The organism is Leifsonia sp. fls2-241-R2A-40a (assembly GCF_030209575.1).
In the GTDB taxonomy this organism is placed as follows: Bacteria; Actinomycetota; Actinomycetes; order Actinomycetales; family Microbacteriaceae; genus Leifsonia.
Genome location: NZ_JARVRS010000001.1, coordinates 3,327,844 through 3,345,314, shown reverse-complemented (window position 1 = coordinate 3,345,314; position 17,471 = coordinate 3,327,844). Strand labels below are relative to the sequence as shown.

Annotated in this window: 11 protein-coding genes; 7 read left to right on the top strand and 4 right to left on the bottom strand. The window is 71.3% G+C overall.

The features are described from left to right. Nucleotides 1-2 precede the first annotated feature (2 nt). Complete coding sequence (locus QRN40_RS16475; RefSeq protein ID WP_285116963.1) at nt 3-485, bottom strand: Lrp/AsnC family transcriptional regulator; 483 nt, start codon at nt 483-485, stop codon at nt 3-5. A 212-nt stretch (nt 486-697) separates the two neighbouring features. Here QRN40_RS16475 and QRN40_RS16470 point away from each other — a divergent pair, with 212 nt between their 5' ends. Beyond that, complete coding sequence (locus QRN40_RS16470) at nt 698-2,239, top strand: APC family permease (RefSeq protein ID WP_285116960.1); 1,542 nt, start codon at nt 698-700, stop codon at nt 2,237-2,239. A 193-nt stretch (nt 2,240-2,432) separates the two neighbouring features. On the opposite strand, the gene QRN40_RS16465 is transcribed toward QRN40_RS16470, so the two are convergent. From QRN40_RS16465 to QRN40_RS16455, 3 genes are read right to left on the bottom strand one after another with little or no spacing between them, the layout of a single operon-like run. After that, nucleotides 2,433-3,821: an aldehyde dehydrogenase family protein gene (locus QRN40_RS16465; RefSeq protein ID WP_285116958.1), complete on the bottom strand. Its 1,389-nt coding sequence runs from the start codon at nt 3,819-3,821 to the stop codon at nt 2,433-2,435. Continuing rightward, nucleotides 3,818-4,981 (bottom strand): acyl-CoA dehydrogenase family protein, encoded by a 1,164-nt coding sequence (locus QRN40_RS16460; protein ID WP_285116956.1) that lies wholly within the window; start codon nt 4,979-4,981, stop codon nt 3,818-3,820. The genes QRN40_RS16465 and QRN40_RS16460 overlap by 4 nt, the downstream gene beginning before the upstream one ends. After that, on the bottom strand, nt 4,978-6,198 hold the full coding sequence (locus QRN40_RS16455; RefSeq protein WP_285116954.1) for a CaiB/BaiF CoA transferase family protein: 1,221 nt from the start codon (nt 6,196-6,198) through the stop codon (nt 4,978-4,980). Before QRN40_RS16455 ends, QRN40_RS16460 begins: the two co-directional genes overlap by 4 nt. A gap of 67 nt (nt 6,199-6,265) precedes the next feature. On the opposite strand from QRN40_RS16455, the gene QRN40_RS16450 reads away from it, so the two are divergent. The 6 genes from QRN40_RS16450 (at nt 6,266) to QRN40_RS16425 (ending at nt 17,379) form a co-directional block, all read left to right on the top strand. Next, the gene (locus QRN40_RS16450) at nt 6,266-7,051 is read left to right on the top strand and encodes a FadR/GntR family transcriptional regulator (protein WP_285116953.1); all 786 of its coding nucleotides are present in this window, start codon (nt 6,266-6,268) and stop codon (nt 7,049-7,051) included. After that, the gene (locus QRN40_RS16445) at nt 7,044-7,775 is read left to right on the top strand and encodes a cache domain-containing protein (protein WP_285116951.1); all 732 of its coding nucleotides are present in this window, start codon (nt 7,044-7,046) and stop codon (nt 7,773-7,775) included. The genes QRN40_RS16450 and QRN40_RS16445 overlap by 8 nt, the downstream gene beginning before the upstream one ends. A gap of 94 nt (nt 7,776-7,869) precedes the next feature. Continuing rightward, nucleotides 7,870-9,072, top strand: coding sequence for an FHA domain-containing protein (locus tag QRN40_RS16440; RefSeq protein WP_285116948.1), 1,203 nt, complete (start codon nt 7,870-7,872; stop codon nt 9,070-9,072). After that, a complete protein-coding gene (locus QRN40_RS16435) occupies nt 9,069-9,905 on the top strand; it encodes a PP2C family protein-serine/threonine phosphatase (protein WP_285116946.1) in 837 nt (278 codons plus the stop codon). The genes QRN40_RS16440 and QRN40_RS16435 overlap by 4 nt, the downstream gene beginning before the upstream one ends. A 137-nt stretch (nt 9,906-10,042) precedes the next feature. Next, nucleotides 10,043-11,470: a serine/threonine-protein kinase gene (locus tag QRN40_RS16430; RefSeq protein ID WP_285116945.1), complete on the top strand. Its 1,428-nt coding sequence runs from the start codon at nt 10,043-10,045 to the stop codon at nt 11,468-11,470. After that, on the top strand, nt 11,467-17,379 hold the full coding sequence (locus QRN40_RS16425; protein WP_285116944.1) for an Ig-like domain-containing protein: 5,913 nt from the start codon (nt 11,467-11,469) through the stop codon (nt 17,377-17,379). Before QRN40_RS16430 ends, QRN40_RS16425 begins: the two co-directional genes overlap by 4 nt. Nucleotides 17,380-17,471: the final 92 nt, after the last annotated feature.

Here is a 17,471-nt window from a genome sequence, read left to right as displayed (position 1 = left end):
GGTTATCGCGTTCCCCAGTTGTAGAACTGTTTGTGGAGTTTCAGATACACGAACGTCTCGGTGGAGAGCACGCCCTCCAGCGTCCGGATCTCGGAGTTGAGCATCGTGATGAGGTCGAGGTCGTTCTCGCACACCACCTCGGCGAGGATGTCGAAGGTGCCGGCTGTCAGCACCACGTAGTCCACGTCGGGCATGGCGGCCAGCTTGTCGGCCACCGCACGCGTGTCGCCCGTGCAGCGCACGCCGATCATCGCCTGCCGGTAGAACCCGAGCTGCATGGGATCGGTCACGGCCACGATCTGCATCACACCCGACTCGGTCAGCTTCTGCACGCGCTGGCGCACAGCCGCCTCGCTGAGACCGACGGCCTTGCCGATCTCCGCATAGGACTTGCGGCCATCCACCTGCAGTTGCTCGATGATCGCCTTGGAGACGTCGTCGATGACCGCAGCCTTGTGGCCGTTCGCCGCCCGAGGGGTACTCATGGAGCGATTCTGTCAGCGGATGTGGCACCTGGCAAGCGATTCCGCACCCATTCGGGCGTTTCTATGTCGAAATCAGTAGGGAGTGTCGATGCGTGCGTATGGCGACACGCCGTCGCGCGTCAATCATCCTGTCCTATAGGTATCCGCTTCCGGTCTCCGCTACGCTTCCTCCACACACACCGACGTGTGCAGTCGATCCCGGAAGGCATCCGATGTCTGCAGAACCCTCGTCCACGCACCTGGAGGACGGCGATCACCTCGCCGTGCTCGGGTACGAGGACTCCTTCAACCGGTCCATGACCCTGTGGGCGAACTTCGCCCTGGGCTTCACCTACCTCTCGCCCCTGGTCGGCGTGTACTCGCTGTTCGCGGTCGCCGTGGCGACGGGCGGGCCGCCGTCGATCTGGTGGATCGTCATCGTGGGCGCCGGCCAGCTGCTGGTCTCCCTGGTGTTCGGCGAGGTGGTGTCGCAGTACCCCATCCACGGCGGCATCTACCCGTGGACGCGGCGGCTCTGGGGCCGGCGGTACGCGTGGATGGCGGCCTGGATCTACATCTGGGCGATGATCGTCACGATCACCGCGGTCGCCGGCTACGGCAGCGGCTTCTTCGCCAGCCTGTTCGGGCTGCCCGCGACCAAGGAGGTCACGTTCGGGCTGACCGTGCTGCTCCTCCTCGTCGCTCTGGCCCTGAACTTCACCGGGACCAAGACGCTCGCCACCGTCGCGCGCATCGGCCTCGCCGCCGAGCTGATCGGCGTCATCGCGGTCGGCCTGTACCTGCTGATCTTCCAGCGGAAGCACCCGTTCTCGGTGTTCTTCGACTCGATGGGCGTTGAGGGGCACGGGTCGTACATCGCCGCGTTCCTGAGCGCTGCGCTGGCAGGACTGTTCCTCTTCTACGGGTTCGAGGCGTGCGGGGATGTGGCCGAAGAGGTCGCGAACCCGGCCCGCCGCATCCCGACGGCGATGGTGATGACCATCCTCGTCGGCGGTGTGTCCGCACTGTTCGCCTTCGGCGGCTACGTGCTCGCAGCGCCGGACCTCGAGCGGATCGTGTCGGGCAAGGATGTGGACCCGATCCCCGAGATCCTGCAGTCGACGCTCGGGACGGTCGGCGCGAAGATCTTCCTCGTGGTCGCGGTCACCGCATTCCTGTCGTGCGTGCTCAGCCTGCAGGCGGCGGCATCCCGGCTGCTGTTCTCGTTCGCCCGCGACGGCATGATCCCCGCGCACCGGTGGCTGTCGAAGGTGTCGCCGCGCACGAAGGTGCCGGTCAACGCGCTCATCGTCGCGTGCAGCATCCCGCTGCTGATCAGCCTGATCGTCTACCTCGGCCCCGACGGTCTGATCACGCAGGTCACCGCGTTCGCGGTGCTCGGGATCTACGTGGCCTTCCAGTCCGTCGTACTCGCGTCGCTGCGGCAGCGGATGAAGGGCTGGCGCCCGGCCGGGCCGTTCAGCCTGGGCCGCGCGGGCCTGATCGTCAACATCGTGGCGCTCGTCTACGGGATCTTCGCGATGGTCCTGCTGGCGTGGCCGACCTCGACCGGGAACGTGTTCAACGACTGGATCGTGCTGATCGGTCTCGGGATCGTCGCGGGAGCGGGGCTGCTGTACCTGCTGCTGGCCCGGCCGGACCGTGCGTCCGACGCGCCCGAGGGCGACGCGATCCGTGTCGCGGAGCTGCTCCGCGCGCGCCGCGCGCAGCCCGAGGCCGCGGCGACGCCCGCCGCGGACCCCGATCGCGTCTGATCCCTCCGCGGTAGCCCCGCACGATTTGTGCCAAATGTCGGGATACGGCCTCCGTATCCCGACATTTGCGCCAAATCGCAACTCCTGCTGGGCGTCCTCGAGCCGCTCGGTGCGAGCCCTCCCGGTGAAGATTTGCGCCGAATCGCGGTTCTGAGAGCGTCAGAACCGCGAATTGGCGCAAATCGTGAGGGGGTCAGGACTCGCGGCGGGGGATGCCGAGCGGGTTGGCGTCGCGGAGCTCGGGCGGGAGCACGTGCTCGGGAGCGTCCTGGTACGCGATCGGCGCGAGCCAGCGGCGGATCGCCGTGGCGCCGACCGACGTGTGGACGCTGGCCGTGGTCGACGGCCACGAACCGCCGTGGTGCTGCGCCCAGCCGATGGCGACGCCCGTCGGCCAACCGTCGAACAGGAGGCGGCCCGCTACGGCGGACAGCGTGCCGGCGAGCGCGGTCACGTCCTCGTCGGCACCGCGGTGGATGGTCGCGGTGAGCGACGGCTCGAGACGCGAAAGGATGCCGGGCAGCTCCTCGTCGCGGTAGCGCACGACCACGGTCACCGGCCCGAAGCACTCCTCGAGGAACGTCTCCGGGTCCGCCGAGAACGTCTTCGCATCGACCAGCACGACGGTCGGCGCCGAGGCGTCAGCGTCAGCGTCCGCCCGCAGCACCTCCGCACCGGGATGCGCCTCGAAGGCGGCAACGCCGTCCGCGAAGGCCCGCGACATCCCGTCGGTCAGCTGCCGGCTCGACGGCGCGTCCGCGAGTCCGCTGCGCACGCCCTCCTCGACCCCTCCGCCCTCGGGCACGAAGACGAGCCCGGGCTTTGTGCAGTACTGCCCGGCGTCGCGGGTGAACGAGCCGACGAGGCCGGAGGCGATGGATGCGGCGCGCTCTGCAGCCGCCGCCCGCGTCACGACGACGGGGTTGATGCTGCCCAGCTCGCCGTAGAACGGGATGGGGTCGGGTCGCGAGACCGCCAGGTCGAACAGCGCGCGCCCGCCGCGCACCGACCCGGTGAAGCCCGCCGCGCGGACGAGGGGATGCCGGACCAGCTCGGTCCCCGCGTCCATCCCTTCGACGAGGGAGAACCATTCCTCGGGCACGACCGCCTCAGCGAGCTCGGCGGTCCGCCGGGACAGCCGTGGATGCCCGGGGTGCGCCTTGACGACGACCGGGCACCCGGCCGCGAGGGCCGACGCAGTGTCGTTGCCGAGCACCGAGAACGCGAACGGGAAGTTGGAGGCGGTGTACACCGCGACCGGCCCGAGCGGACGCAGCATGCGGCGCAGGTCCGGGCGCGGGGGGATCAGCGACGGGTCGGGGGACTCGACGACCGCCTCGAGGTAGCCGCCCTCGCGGATGACATTGGAGAAGAAGCGGAGCTGCGCGGCCGTGCGGGTCACCTCGCCGTCGAGCCGTGCGGAGGAGAGATGCGTCTCCTCGTGCGCGATCCCGACGAGCTCCTCGCGGTGGGCCTCGAGGGCGGCGGCCAGCGCCTCCAGCCAGCCGGCCCGCTCGTCGCGCGTGGTCGGCGTCGTCGCCGCACGCGCTGCCGCCGCAGCAGCCGCTTCGACCGCGCTCACGCGAACGCCGCCAGCCCGGTCAGCGCGCGCCCCAGCACCAGGGTGTGGATCTCGTCCGTCCCCTCATACGTGCGCACGGATTCGAGGTTCGCCATGTGCCGCATCACCGGGAACGCGTTCGTGATGCCGTCGCCGCCGAGAATGGTGCGCGCCTCGCGGGCGATCGCCAGCGCCTCGCGCACGCTGTTGAGCTTGCCGACGCTGATCTGCGTCGGGGTGAGCGTGCCCGCCTCCTTCAACCGTCCGAGATGCAGGGCGAGCAGCATCCCCTTCTCGTACTCGACCAGCATGTTCGCGAGCTTCTCCTGGATGAGCTGGGTCGCGCCGATCGGACGCCCGAACACCTCCCGTGTGGTCGCCCGCTCGATCGACACCTCGAGGCAGTCGCGTGCGGCGCCCATCGCGCCCCAGACGATTCCGTACCGCGCCTCGTTCAGGCACGAGAAGGGACCGGAGAGCCCACGGGCGCCCGGCAGCTGCGCCGACGCCGGCAGGCGGACCTCGTCGAGGACGATGTCGCACTGCACGGACGCGCGCATCGACAGCTTCCCGTCGATGGCCGTCGCCGTGAAGCCGCGGGTCGCGGTCGGCACGACGAAGCCGCGAACGCCGTCCTCGGTCGCCGCCCAGACGACCGCGACGTCCGCCAGAGCCGCCAGGCCGATCCAGCGCTTCGTCCCGGTGATCACCCAGTCGTCGCCGTCGCGTCGGGCGCGGGTGCTCATCGCCGCGGGGTCGCTGCCGCCCTCGGGCTCCGTGAGCGCGAAGCAGCCGATGCGCTCGCCTCGTGCCATCGGTGGCAGCCATTCGGCCTTCTGCTCGTCCGAGCCGAACTTGGAGATCGCGCTCATCGCCAGCGAGCCCTGTACGGAGACGAAGGTGCGCCAGCCGCTGTCCGCGGCCTCCAGCTCGTGGCAGACCAGGCCGTAGCTCACGGCGCCCGCTCCGGCGCATCCCTCGTCCTTCAGGTGCATCCCGAGGAAACCGAGTGCGCCGAGCTCGGCCACGAACTCGGTGCGGAAGTGCTTGTCCTCGAAGTCCTGCTCGATGACCGGGCGGATGCGGTCGGTCGCGAACGCGCGCGCCCGGTCCCGCCAGCCGCGCTCCTCGTCGGTGAGCAGAGGGTCGATGCTGAACGCCTCGTCGAGCGTCGTCGTCACGGTCGGGTCCTTTCGCCGGGGGCGGTGTGATCGGGGGCGGTGTCGTCGTGGTCAGGGGTCTCGTCCGCCCAGCGCGCTCCGTGCGCGCCGAGCAGCGGTGGCGGCGTGCGGTGCACGGCCGGGGCGGTGTCCAGATGGATGGGCGTGGCCGGCTGGCGCGACGTCCGCCCGGTGACCGGGTCGGTCGTCGTCGCCACCGGGTCGAGGCCGAGGGCCGCGGCGAACGCGAACGCCTCGGCCACGTCGTTGACCAGCCCGGCCGGAACGCGCGCCGCGGCGAAGGCGGCGACCCACTCGGCCGCGGGACGAGCGGCCAGCACGGGCTCGAGGGCCTCCCGGAGCGCCGCGCGGTTTCCGACGCGGAACTCATTGGTGACGAAGCGTGCGTCGAGGGCGAGCTCCGGCCGGCCGAGCACCGCCGCGAACGCAGCGAACTGCCGGTAGTTACCCACGGCCACGACCAGCTCGCGGTCGGCGGCACGGAAGAGCTCGTACGGGGCGATGCTGGGATGCGCGTTGCCGAGCCGCCCGGGGGAGCGGCCGGTGGCGAGCGCGCCGGACGCCTGGTTGGTGAGCGCAGCGAGCAGCGAGCCGAGGAGGTCGACGTCGACGCGCGAGCCGCGGCCCGTCGCATCCCGCTGCCGGAGGGCGAGCAGGATGCCGGAGAACGCGTTGAGGCCGGTCAGCACATCCACCAGGGCCACACCGACCTTGCTCGGTTCGCCGTTCGGAGCGCCGGTGATGCTCATCAGGCCGCCGACCGCCTGCACGAGCAGGTCGTAGCCGGGGAGGGATGCGCCCTCGCCGCGGCCGAACCCGGTGATCGAGCAGTAGACCAGCCGGGGGTTGGCGTCGCGGAGGGACGCCTCGTCGAGTCCGAACCGCTCCATCACGCCGGGCCGGAAGTTCTCGACGACGACGTCGGCGGTCTCGGCGAGCCGCCGGGCTTCGGCCAGGCCTTCGGATGTCGTCAGGTCGCACACGACCGAACGCTTGTTGCGGTTCACGGCGCCGAAGTAGGTGGACTCGCCCGCGTCGTCCACGGGCGGACGCCAGGCGCGCGTGTCGTCCCCGGACGGGCTCTCGATCTTGACGACGTCGGCACCGAAATCGGCCAGCATCATGGTGGCGTAGGGTCCGGCCAGCACCCGGGAGAAGTCGGCGACGCGCAGTCCGTCCAGGACACCGGTCCCGGAGGTGGTGACGCCGTCGGCCATGCTCGCTCCTTCGCTCGATGCGAATTCATCCTATAGCGAATGATTGCGGCGGGTTATCGTGGGATCCGTGACAACGCCCACGCGCGCCGCCCCGACGCCCACCCGCGCCACGCCGGGCGCGCGCGACGCCGTCTTCGCGCAGCTCGCGGATGCGGGACGGGCCGAACAGGTCAGCCGCCGGCTCGCCGACGCCATCGTGCTGGGTGTGCTCGGCGCCGGGGAGCGCCTTCCGAGCGAGGCCGAGCTCGCGCGCCGGTTCGGCGTCGCCCTGGTCACGGCCCGAGAGGCGCTCGGGATGCTGCGCGAGGCGGGTCTCGTGGAGACGCGGCGCGGCCGCGACGGCGGCAGCTTCGTGGTGCATCCCGGCGACGCCGACGACACCCTCCTCGCCGCTCGGCTCCGCGGGCTGGCGCAGGTCGAGCTGAGCGACCTCGCGGTCTACGTCACCGCGATCGCGGCGGGCTGCGCCGACCGGGCGGCCGAGCGGTCCACGCCCGCCGACGACGAACGGCTTCGCGCGTGGGTCGTCGCGGCCGACTTCAGCGGGGCGGCCTCGGCGCGCCGCAACGCCGGCGGCTTCCTGCTCGAGCTCGCGGTGCTCAGCCAGTCGACGCGGCTCGTCCGTGAGCAGCTGCGGCTTCAGGCGGAGTTCGGCCCGCTGCTCTGGCTCGGGATGCGCGACGCGGCCCTGCGCGACACCGCGGCTGCCGCCGTGCGCGCGATCGCCGACGGCGTGGCCGCTCGGGATGCCGCCACTGCGCGTGCCGAGGTGAGCACCCTTCTCGCGGGGGTCGCCCGCTGGCTGCTCGCCGCCAAGGCGCGGATCGAGACCGGAGGGACGATCGATGGCTGAGCGGGTGCTCGCGAGCGACGTCGAGGCGGCGGCCGAGCGGGTGTCCGCCCTGTTCGCCCGCATCTACGAGACCCTCGACACGTGGCGCGACGCCATTCTGAGCGGTCCGGACGCCGCGGAGACGGGTGTCTCCGCCGCCGCGCTCGACGACCGGGTCGCCGCGCTCGTGCTGCCGCCACTGCAGGAGGACGACCCGCTGCTCATCGGCGCCGGCTTCATCGCCGCGCCCGACTTCGCCGGGGGTGACGACCTCCACTTCGCCTGGTGGCTGGGTCCGCTCGACGACAACCCGGTCTTCGGCGCGACGTCCTCGCCGTCGAAGCTCGACCTGGGATCGCGCTCGTACTCCGACTACCTGCGCGACTTCCGCTCCCTCGAGTGGTACAGCGTCCCTCAGTCGACCCACCGCACGCACATCACCGGGCCCTATGTCGACCACCTGTGCGCCTGCGACTACATCGTCACGGTGACGTCCCCGGTCGAACGCCGGGACAGCATGATCGGCGTCGTCGGTGTGGATGTGTACGTGAAGCGCCTGGAGCGCGAGCTGCTCCCCGCGATGCTCGCCGCGGGCGTTCCGCTCGCGCTCGTCAACGAGCAGGGCCGAGTGACGGTCTCGACCGACCCGGCCGTGTCCGTCGGAACGGTGATCGCCGTGCCGCGGGATGCCGAGGCCTGCGCAGGGACCCCGTTCCGGCTGGTGCGCACGACCGCGCACGGGTGAGCGGCGGCGGGACGCACGCGGTCGGGCTACACTCGCATCGACCACTGACCTGCGCGCGGGAGCGACCCCGGCCGACGACCACGAGGAGCCGACGATGACTGGCGGCTTCATCCGTTACGCGCCCACCGCCGGCCCCTCGCGCTGGCTGCTGATCGCCGGGCGCCGCTTCGTCGCCGCCGTCGAGAGCACGGCCTCGGACGAGATCGTCGACTCGGTCTATTGGCTGGCCGACTCGGACCTCGCGACGATCGAGTCCGTCGTCGGAGCGTTCCCGCTCGCTGGACCGGACAGCGTGCGCTCCTTCGCCGTGGCGGAACTGGCCGAGCCGACCGCCGAGGGCGAGGTGACCGTGACCGCCGTCGTGCGGGGATCCGCCGCGATCGACGTGTTCTCGGTGGGTGGCGCGCGCCGCTTCTCCGCGGGCGGCGTACAGCCGTGGGTGCTGGCGGAGTTCCGGAACGTGACCGGACTCGTCCTGCAGGGCGACGACGCGCCGACCGGTCCGGTGGCGCGGCTGGCCATCGGCTCCCTGCCGCTTCGCGTGGGAGTGACCGACGGCGAGCTCCTCACGTGGACGCTGAAGCCGATCGAGCGCGCGGAGCGTTCCGTGCAGCCGCCCACCGGGGCCGAGGCATTGCAGACCGGCCCGGCCGCGGAGGAGACGATCATCCGGGACCGCGGCCGGAGCTCGAGCCTGTTCGGACACGGAGAGGCCGCGGCCGACGGGACGGAGCAGGTGCCGCCGGCGGCGCATCCCGTCCTCCACGAACTGCCCGGCGCGGTGGACATCGATGAGCCGTCCGCGACGTCGGGAGCCCCGTCCATCGCGGGCCCCGCGCCCCACGACACGCCGAGCGCGGTCCTGGTGCCCGCTGGGCCGCTGGTGTCCGAAGCGGCGATCGAGCCCCCGTCGACCGAGCCGGTCGATGTCCCGCCGCCTCCGGCGACCTTCGCCGTCCGTCTCCCGTCGGGGGACACGCTCCTTCTCGACGCCCCCGTCCTGATCGGCCGCAGGCCGTCCCCTCAGCGGGTCAGCGGGGCCGACGATCCGCGACTCGTCGCGGTTCCGTCGCCGACGCAGGAGGTGTCGTCCACCCATGTCCGGATCGAGCAATCGGGGGACGCGGTGGTCGTCACCGACCTTCGCTCCACGAACGGCACCAGGGTGACCGGCCCAGCGGGAACGCGTCGTCTGCGCCCCGGCGAATCCGCAGTGGTGCTCGCAGGAGCGAGGGTCGAGATCGGCGACGGTAATATCATCGAGATCACCGAAGCCCGAGAAGAAGGACGCGAGTGACCCAGATCGGTCGCAGCAGCAGACGCCACACGGTGGCCGTCCCCGGCGATCCCGACGCACGCATCAGCCTGTCCTGGGCAGCGCTCAGCGACACGGGATACCGGCGCAGCGTCAACGAGGACAGCCTCCTCGCGCGTTCGCCGATCTTCGCGGTCGCCGACGGGATGGGCGGTCACACCGCAGGCGACTTCGCGAGCACGGCGGTCGTCACCCGGCTGGCCGAGAAGGTGAAGGCCGATTTCGTCGGAGAGGTCGCGCTCACCGAGGCGCTGCGCTCGGCAGTGGACGACATGGGCCGCGGCGTCGGCCACACCGACCTCGGGACCGGTACGACGGTCACCGGCATCGCCCTGAGCCTGGTCGACGGGTCGCCGTACTGGCTGGTGTTCAACATCGGCGACTCGCGCGTGTACAGCTACCGCGACGGAACCCTCGAGCAGCTGACGGTCGATCACTCGATCGTCCAGGAGCTGCTGGATGCGGGCGCTATCACCCCCGCGGAGGCCGAGGTGCATCCGCACAGCAACGTGATCACCCGCGCCGTGGGTTTCAACGAGGACCCGGTCCCGGACTACTTCTTCCTCCCGATCGTCGCGGGGTCGCGGCTGCTGGTCTGCTCGGACGGCCTCACGAAGGAGCTGACCGAGCACGGCATCCGGTACTTCCTCGCCGAGGGGTCGTCACCGCTCGACGCCGCCCAGCAGCTGATGGATGCGGCCCTCGGCAACGGCGGACGGGACAACGTGACCGTCGTCGTGGTCGACGTGCTGGCGACGCCGGAGTCCGGCTCGCATCGCGAAGGAGTGTCGCGCAGAGCGGCCCGCAGGCACTGATTCTGCCCCCCGACTTGGGGGTGATCGACTTGTCCCCAGTGCGGGTCCGACCCCGCTGAGGGCACTCCGAGGCTGCCTACAATTGTCAGACGCTTTGCACCCGCGAACGCGTTTCACCGACGAACGGGAGGGAGCCGATGGCCCGGCGTTTGCCGTCCCAGCCGCCGAACCTTCCCGGTTTCTCGTACGTCCGGGTCCTGGGTTCCGGCGGCTTCGCCGACGTCTTCCTGTACGAGCAGAATATGCCGCGCCGCCAGGTCGCGGTCAAGGTCATGCTCGCGGAGGTCGTGACCAGCCAGGTCAAGCAGATGTTCCAGGCCGAGGCCAACCTGATGGCCCAGCTGAGCACGCATCCGTCGATCCTCACCGTCTACCAGGCGAGCGTGTCGTCCGACGGCCGCCCGTACCTGGTCATGGAGCTCTGCTCTGCGGCGATCGGCCAGCGGTACCGGAGCGAGCCGCTCTCCGTGCCGGAGGTGCTGAGCACGGGCGTCCGGATCGCGAGCGCCGTCGAGACCGCCCACCGCGCGGGGGTGCTGCACCGTGACATCAAGCCGTCCAACATCCTGAGCACCGCGTACGGTCATCCGGTGCTGAGCGACTTCGGCATCGCCGCGACGCTGAGCGAAGCCGACGTGACCGAGGCGATCGGCCTGTCCATCCCGTGGTCGGCGCCCGAGGTGCTGCTCGACGAGACCAGCGGCACGATCGCCAGCGAGGTGTGGTCGCTCGGGGCGACGATGTACTCGCTGCTCGCCGGCCGGTCCCCGTTCGAGGTGCCTGGCAAGGAGAACACCTCCGCCGAGCTCATCCAGCGCATCTCCAAGGGGCGTCCGCTGCCGATCGGCCGCCCGGACGTGCCCCCGCGGCTCGAGCAGGTGCTCATGCGCTCCATGTCGCGTCGCCCGTCGCAGCGCCAGCGCAGCGCGCTCGAGTTCATCCGCGAGCTGCAGGCGGTCGAGGCGGAGCTCGACCTGCCGCAGACGCCCATCGAGGTCGCCATGGACGACTGGGCGCTCGCGACCGCCGGCGATCCCGAGGACCGCACCCGGGTCAAGGGCGTCGTCGCCGTCGACCCCAATGTGCGCCGGCGCCGGCGGCGTTCCGCACCCGCCTCGGCGACGGTCACCCGCGCGCCGACCCGCACGGTGGTGCGCGAGAGCGGCAGCGGGCAGTCGCCGCTGCAGGCTGCTCCGACCAAGACCTCGCGCGCCCTGGTGCTGTCGCTGGTGGCCTGCGCCGTGCTCGTCGTCGTGCTCGCCGTCACCGCCTCCTTCGTGCTCGTCCGCGCGGGAGCGAGCGACGACATCCCCACCGTCCGCGATCTCAGCGGCCGGGTGGCCGGCAGCACGATCGTGTTCAGCTGGAGCGACCCCGGGCTGCAGACCGGCGACACCTACCAGGTGACCGTCGACGATCAGCCGCCGAGCAGCCAGCACGCCACCGAGTTCCGGGTGGACGCCAAGCCCGGCGACACGGTCTGCGTGACCGTGACGGTCAACCGCGACGGCAAGACCGGGACGCCGAGCGGCCAGAAGTGCGTCGAGAGGGCGGCCGGGACGTGAGCCGGCTCGGCGCCGTCGGGCAGTGGCTCGCCGCACACAAGTCCATCGCGGCCACGGCCGTGAGCGGGACGGCGGTGGCCGCGCTGGTGACGACGCTCGCGGTGGTCTCGGGCGGATACAGCGCCCAGCACCTGCAGCTGAACGATGCCGCGGTATGGGTCGCCAGCGACGCCAAGAAGGCGCTCGGCCGCGCGAACACCGAGATCGACAAGCTGAACTCGGTCGTCCCGGGCACCGGGGATGCGCTCGACGTCGTCCAGGATGGCACGGACGTGCTGCTCGTGGACCGCGAGGCGAACACGGTCGCGGTCGTCGACCCGGCGAAGGCGGAGGCCGGCAAGTCGGTCGCCCTGCCGCCGCGGTCGCCGCAGGTGTCCGTGGCCGACGGCCACGTCGCGCTGCTGTCGCAGGCGACGGGCCAGCTCTGGCTCACGACGGTCGACCAGCTGGACCAGTTCAACTCGGGATCCGCCGCGACGATCGACCTCGGCGGACGCGCGGTGTCGGCGCTCGACCCCTCCGGCGTGCTGTTCGCCTATCAGCCGTCCACCCGCGCCCTGGTGCGGGTCGACCTCGGCTCGGCGGAGCCGGCGACCACGACGCAGACCCTCGCGACGCGGGGGGACGGGGCCGACGTCGCCCTCACCAGTGTCGGCGGCCACTCGGCGCTGCTCGATCCGGGCGAGCGGACCATCTGGGTCGACGGACGCGCCGTCGGCCTGTCCTCCGTCCTCCCCGAGGGCGCGGCCCCGGTCCTGCAGCAGCCGTCGGCGGGCGGAGACGCGGTCTTCGTGGCGACGTCGGACAGCCTCATCCGCGTCCCGCTCGACGGCGGGAAGCCGACGCGCGCGGTCACCCAGGCGAACGGAGCCCCCGCGGCTCCGGTCACCGTCGCCGGGTGCAGCTACGCGGCCTGGAACGACGGCACGGCGTGGCGGTCGTGCTCCGGCTCCGGCGCGGGGGAGCGCTCGACGCTGCAGAAGGTTCCTGCGGCCGCGGTGCTCGGCTTCCGGGTGAACGGCGACCGGGTCGTGCTGAACGACGGCCGCTCCGGCGTGTCCTGGGCGGTCCAGAGCGGCAACAGCCGGATCGACAACTGGGACGAGCTCGTCTCCAAGAAGACCACCCAGGAGCTCGTCGACCAGACGAAGCAGGACACGGCTCCGCAGTACGAGAAGCAGGAGCAGCCTCCCGTCGCGGTCGCGGACTCGTTCGGCGCCCGTCCGGGGCGCGTCACCCCGCTTCCGGTGCTCCTCAACGACTACGACCCGAACGGCGATGTCCTCACGATCGACTCGTTCACGGCCGTCGCCGCGGACCAGGGCACCATCGAGCTCACCAACGCCGATCAGCAGCTGCAGATCTCGCTGCCCGACACCGCGACCGGCAGCATCGCCTTCGACTACACGATCTCCGACGGCCGGGGAGGCACGGCCAGCGCACACGTCACCGTGGCCGTCCGGACCGAGCTCGAGAACTCCCCGCCGGTGTGCGTCAGGAACGCGAAGGCGGTCGTGCAGTCCGGCGGGCGCGTCTCCGCCCCCGTCCTGGGCGACTGCTACGACCCCGACGGCGACTCCTTCTATCTCGCCGGTGCGTCCATCCCCGCTCCCGACACCGTGACGTTCACTCCGCAGGGCCAGGTCGCCTACTCGGACCACGGCGACGGCGCCGGGGTGAAGGATGTGGGGCTCACCCTCTCCGACGGCCGCACCGAGTCGGCCGGACTGCTGGCGGTGACCGTCCGCCCGCCCGGGCAGGTCCCGATCATCGCCGATCCCTTCGCCGTGCTCGCCTACCAGGGCCAGGAGGTGACCGTCACGCCGCTCGACCACGTGCGCGGCGGCAACGGGACCGTCCGGCTCAGCACGGTGCCGACCAAGGCCGACGCCACGATCACCCCCGACTACCAGGGCGGCACGTTCCGCTTCGAGTCGGACCAGGCGGGCACCCACAACATCGAGTACTCCGTCACCGACGGCATCGTGACCGCCACCGGCGTCGTCCGGGTCGAGGTCAAGGCGCCTCCCGGCGCGAAGACCGCGCCGATCGCCGTGCCGCACACGGCCTTCATCCGTGAGCAGTCGACCCAGGACGTGGACGTGCTCTCCACCGACCTCGACCCGTCGGGCGGCGTCCTGCTGGTCACGGGAGTGACCGACCCCGCTGCGGAGACCGGCGTGCGCGTCCAGGTGCTCCAGCAGCGCACCCTCCGGGTCACGCTGAGCCGGCCGCTCGAGGGTCCGGTCGACTTCCACTACCGGCTGAGCAACGGCCTCTCGGACACCGTCGGAACGGTCACCGTCGTGCAGCTGCCCCCGCTGACCGCGCACCAGCCGCCGATCGCGGCTCCCGATGCGGTCTCGGTGCGCGTGGGCGACGTCGTCGACATCCCCGTGCTCGCCAACGACGTGCAGCCGGACGGGGACAAGCTGACCCTCGACCCCGCCCTGGCGACCCCGCTGCCCAGCGGCGCCGGCCTGCTCTTCGCGAGCGGCGACCACCTGAGGTACCTCGCTCCGTCGAAGCCGGGCAACTACACCGCCGCGTACAAGGTCTACGGAGCGGACGGCCAGTGGGCGACGGCCGAGGTGACCATCGCCGTGCGCGAGCGGGACGCCGCCACCAACAACCCGCCGGTGCCCAAGACCGTCACGGCCCGGGTGCTCGCGGGCGACACGGTGCGCATCACCATCCCCCTGTCGGGCATCGACCCCGACGGCGACTCGGTCCAATTCATCGGACAGGAGACGAACCCGCAGAAGGGCGCGGTCGTCGCGTCCGGGCCCGACTGGATGGACTTCCAGGCCGGCGACTACTCCGCGGGCACCGACACGTTCACGTACGCGGTGGTGGATGCGCTCGGCGCGCGGGCGACCGGCACGGTCCGGGTCGGCATCGCCGCGCGGGTCGAGGGCGCCAGGAACCCGGTCGCGGTGGAGGACGACGTCACGGCCCGCCCGGGCCGGACCCTCGCCGTGCAGGTGCTCGCCAACGACAGCGATCCGGACGGCAGCCCGCTCAGCGTCACCTCGGTCACGTCCCTCGACGGCAAGGCGAAGGCGAAGGTGAGCAATCAGCTCGTCACCGTCACAGCCCCGCAGACGCAGGGTTCGTACGGGTTCCTGTACACGATCCAGAACGAACGCGGAGGCACGAGCCAGGCGTTCCTGCGGCTGACGGTCGACGAGAAGGCGCCGCCGGCGCGCCCCGTCGTCTCCGACACGACGCTCGGCCTCTCCGACATCCTCGGCAAGGACCGCGTCGACGTGAACGTGCTCGCCAACGTCTTCTTCGCGGACGGCCCGGTCTCGACCCTGAAGCTCTCGCTGGTGCCCGGCTACACGAACGACGCCCAGATCACCGCCGCCAAGCGCCTCCGGGTGACGATCGGAGCGAAGAGCCAGATCGTGCCGTTCCGGGTGGCGAACCCCGAGGACGAGTCGGTCGTGGCGTACGGATTCGTCCGGGTGCCCGGCTACAACGACGCCCTCCCGCAGCTCAAGCGGGACGCGCCCAAGCTCACGGTGGTCAGCGAGAAGACGCTGACCATCCACCTCAACGACTACATCGTCGCCGTCGGGGGCCGGAAGGTGCGGCTCACCGACGCGGCGACCGTCCGCGCCACGCACGCGAACGGGGACGACCTGGTGTCGGGCAGCGACACGCTGCAGTTCACCTCGTCGCCCCGCTACTTCGGGCCCGCCTCCATCTCGTTCCAGGTGACCGACGGATCCAGCGCCACCGATCCGGCGGGCAATGTCGCGACGATCGTCCTGCCCATCGACGTGACCGCACGGCAGAACCAGCCGCCGGTGTTCACCGGCGCCCTCATCGACTTCGAGCCCGGCCAGACCAAGACCGTCGACCTCACCAAGATCACGACGTATCCGTACGCCAAGGATCAGGACGAGCTGGTGTACTCCATCCAGGAGCCGCGTCCAGCCGGGGTCACCGCCTCCCTCGACGGGCGCAAGCTCACGATCACGGTCGCGACCGGCACGCCGAAGGGAGCGACCCCGTCGCTCTCCATCGGCGTGAAGGATGCGGTCAACGCGGGTCAGGCGGGACGGATCGACATCTCCGTCGTGCCGTCGACACGGCCGCTGGCGAGCCCGCAGCCCGACCGCGTGATCGCGCCGCGCGGGCAGACCACCACGGTGGATGTGCTCGCGAACGACGGCGCGACGAACCCGTTCCCGGGCAAGCCGCTCCGTGTCGTCGCCGTCCGGGGACTCGGGAGCGGGCTGCCGGACGGTGTCAGCATCACGCCGAGCGCCGACAACTCCGAACTGCAGGTCGCCGTGTCGCCGACGGCGGCGCCCGCGGACGCGACGCTGCAGTACGAGGTGGCGGACGCCACCGACGACCCCGACCGCTACACCTGGGGCACCGTCACGGTCTCGGTGCAGGACCGCCCCGCGCCGGTCAGCAACGTGCAGATCAGCGCGATCGCCGACCGCAGTCTCACCCTCAGCTGGATCCCCGGCGCGTTCAACAACTCGCCGATCACCGGCTTCGAGGTCGTCATGACCTCCGCGGTGACCGGCGCCGTGCTGTCCACGACGCCGTGCGCCACCACGACCTGCGCGATCACCACGCCGGGGAACGGCCCCGCCAACGCCGTCGACTTCAGCGTGCGCGCGCAGAACGCCCTGGGGTTCTCCGACCCGACCGCGTACGCGGAAGCCGTATGGTCCGATGTGGTGCCGAACGCGCCGGCGGCCCTCTCCTCGGCTCCGCTCGACCACGGGCTCCGGATCAGCTGGGACAAGCCGGCCGACGCGCCCAACGCGAGCCCGATCACCTCCTACCTGATCACCATGGGAGGCGTGACCAATGTCGTCCAGGTCCCGGGCTCGGATCCCGTCGGCACCGGGTACGCGCTGAACGTCACCGACCCGGGCATCGCGAACGGCGCAGCGATCGGCTTCACCGTCGCGGCGCGCAACGACTTCTACCAGAGCCGGACGACCTGGAACCAGACGCAGGGGAGCGGCGTGCCGGCGGGCGCACCGACCACCACAGGGGTCGCTCCGGTCGCCACCCCGGACACGACCGACGGCACCAGCGCGACGCTGAGCTGGTCGAACGTGTTCGGCGACAACGGCAAGGCGATCTCCGACTACTACGCAGGCGTCTTCCAGGGCGGCAACGCGCCCGGCTGCTCGGTGACGGGCGTCAACAGCGGGCGGCCGGTGCTCGACACCGACCCCGGCCTGAAGCGCGTGCAGGCCGGCAGCACCGTCTTCAGCGGACTGCGGCCGAACCAGAGCTACAACTTCATCGTCTACGCCTACAACGGCCAGGGATGCACGGCCTCCGCCGTGGTCAGCGCCACGCCGCGCCAGTCGCCCGGCCAAGTCACGGGTATCGCCGTCGGTCAGCGCGTCCAGGACGGCACGACCGTCGATTTCCCGATCACGATCGACTACCGCGCGGGCGGCGGGGGCACCCCGGTCTTCGACTACCAGCTGCTCAGCGGGGGCGCGGTCGTCGACTCCGGACAACTGAAGGGCACGAGCGGCGTCCTCACCGGCAACGGCAACCACTACGGGATGCCGTTGAGTGTGCAGATCACGAAGGTGTGCGAGGGCTACCCGGACGGCTCGTCCCTCTGCACGGCGCAGACGGCGACGCAGGCACTCGGTGTGGCGGTGGACCTCAGCATCGGCGGCCAGCGGTACGACCCCGAAAGCCACATCTTCACCTGGACCAGCTGGCCGACCGGCGCCTACGACGCCGTGACGTACAGCTGCGACGGGGCGACGCAGCTGCCGATGCCCGCGGCCGGCGAGACCGCCACGTGCACGGCACCGGCCAACGACCTGGCCCCGACACTGACCGTCACGGTCGTCTCCGGCGCCGACACGTATTCACAGGCGTATCCCGGTTCGGGCATGCCATGATCCGCGAACGCCATACTGAGGTGTGCCGCATCCCGCGGCCCACCATCCCTTCCCTGCGGCCCATCGGGCCGCGCCCCGAACCGAAAGAGGCC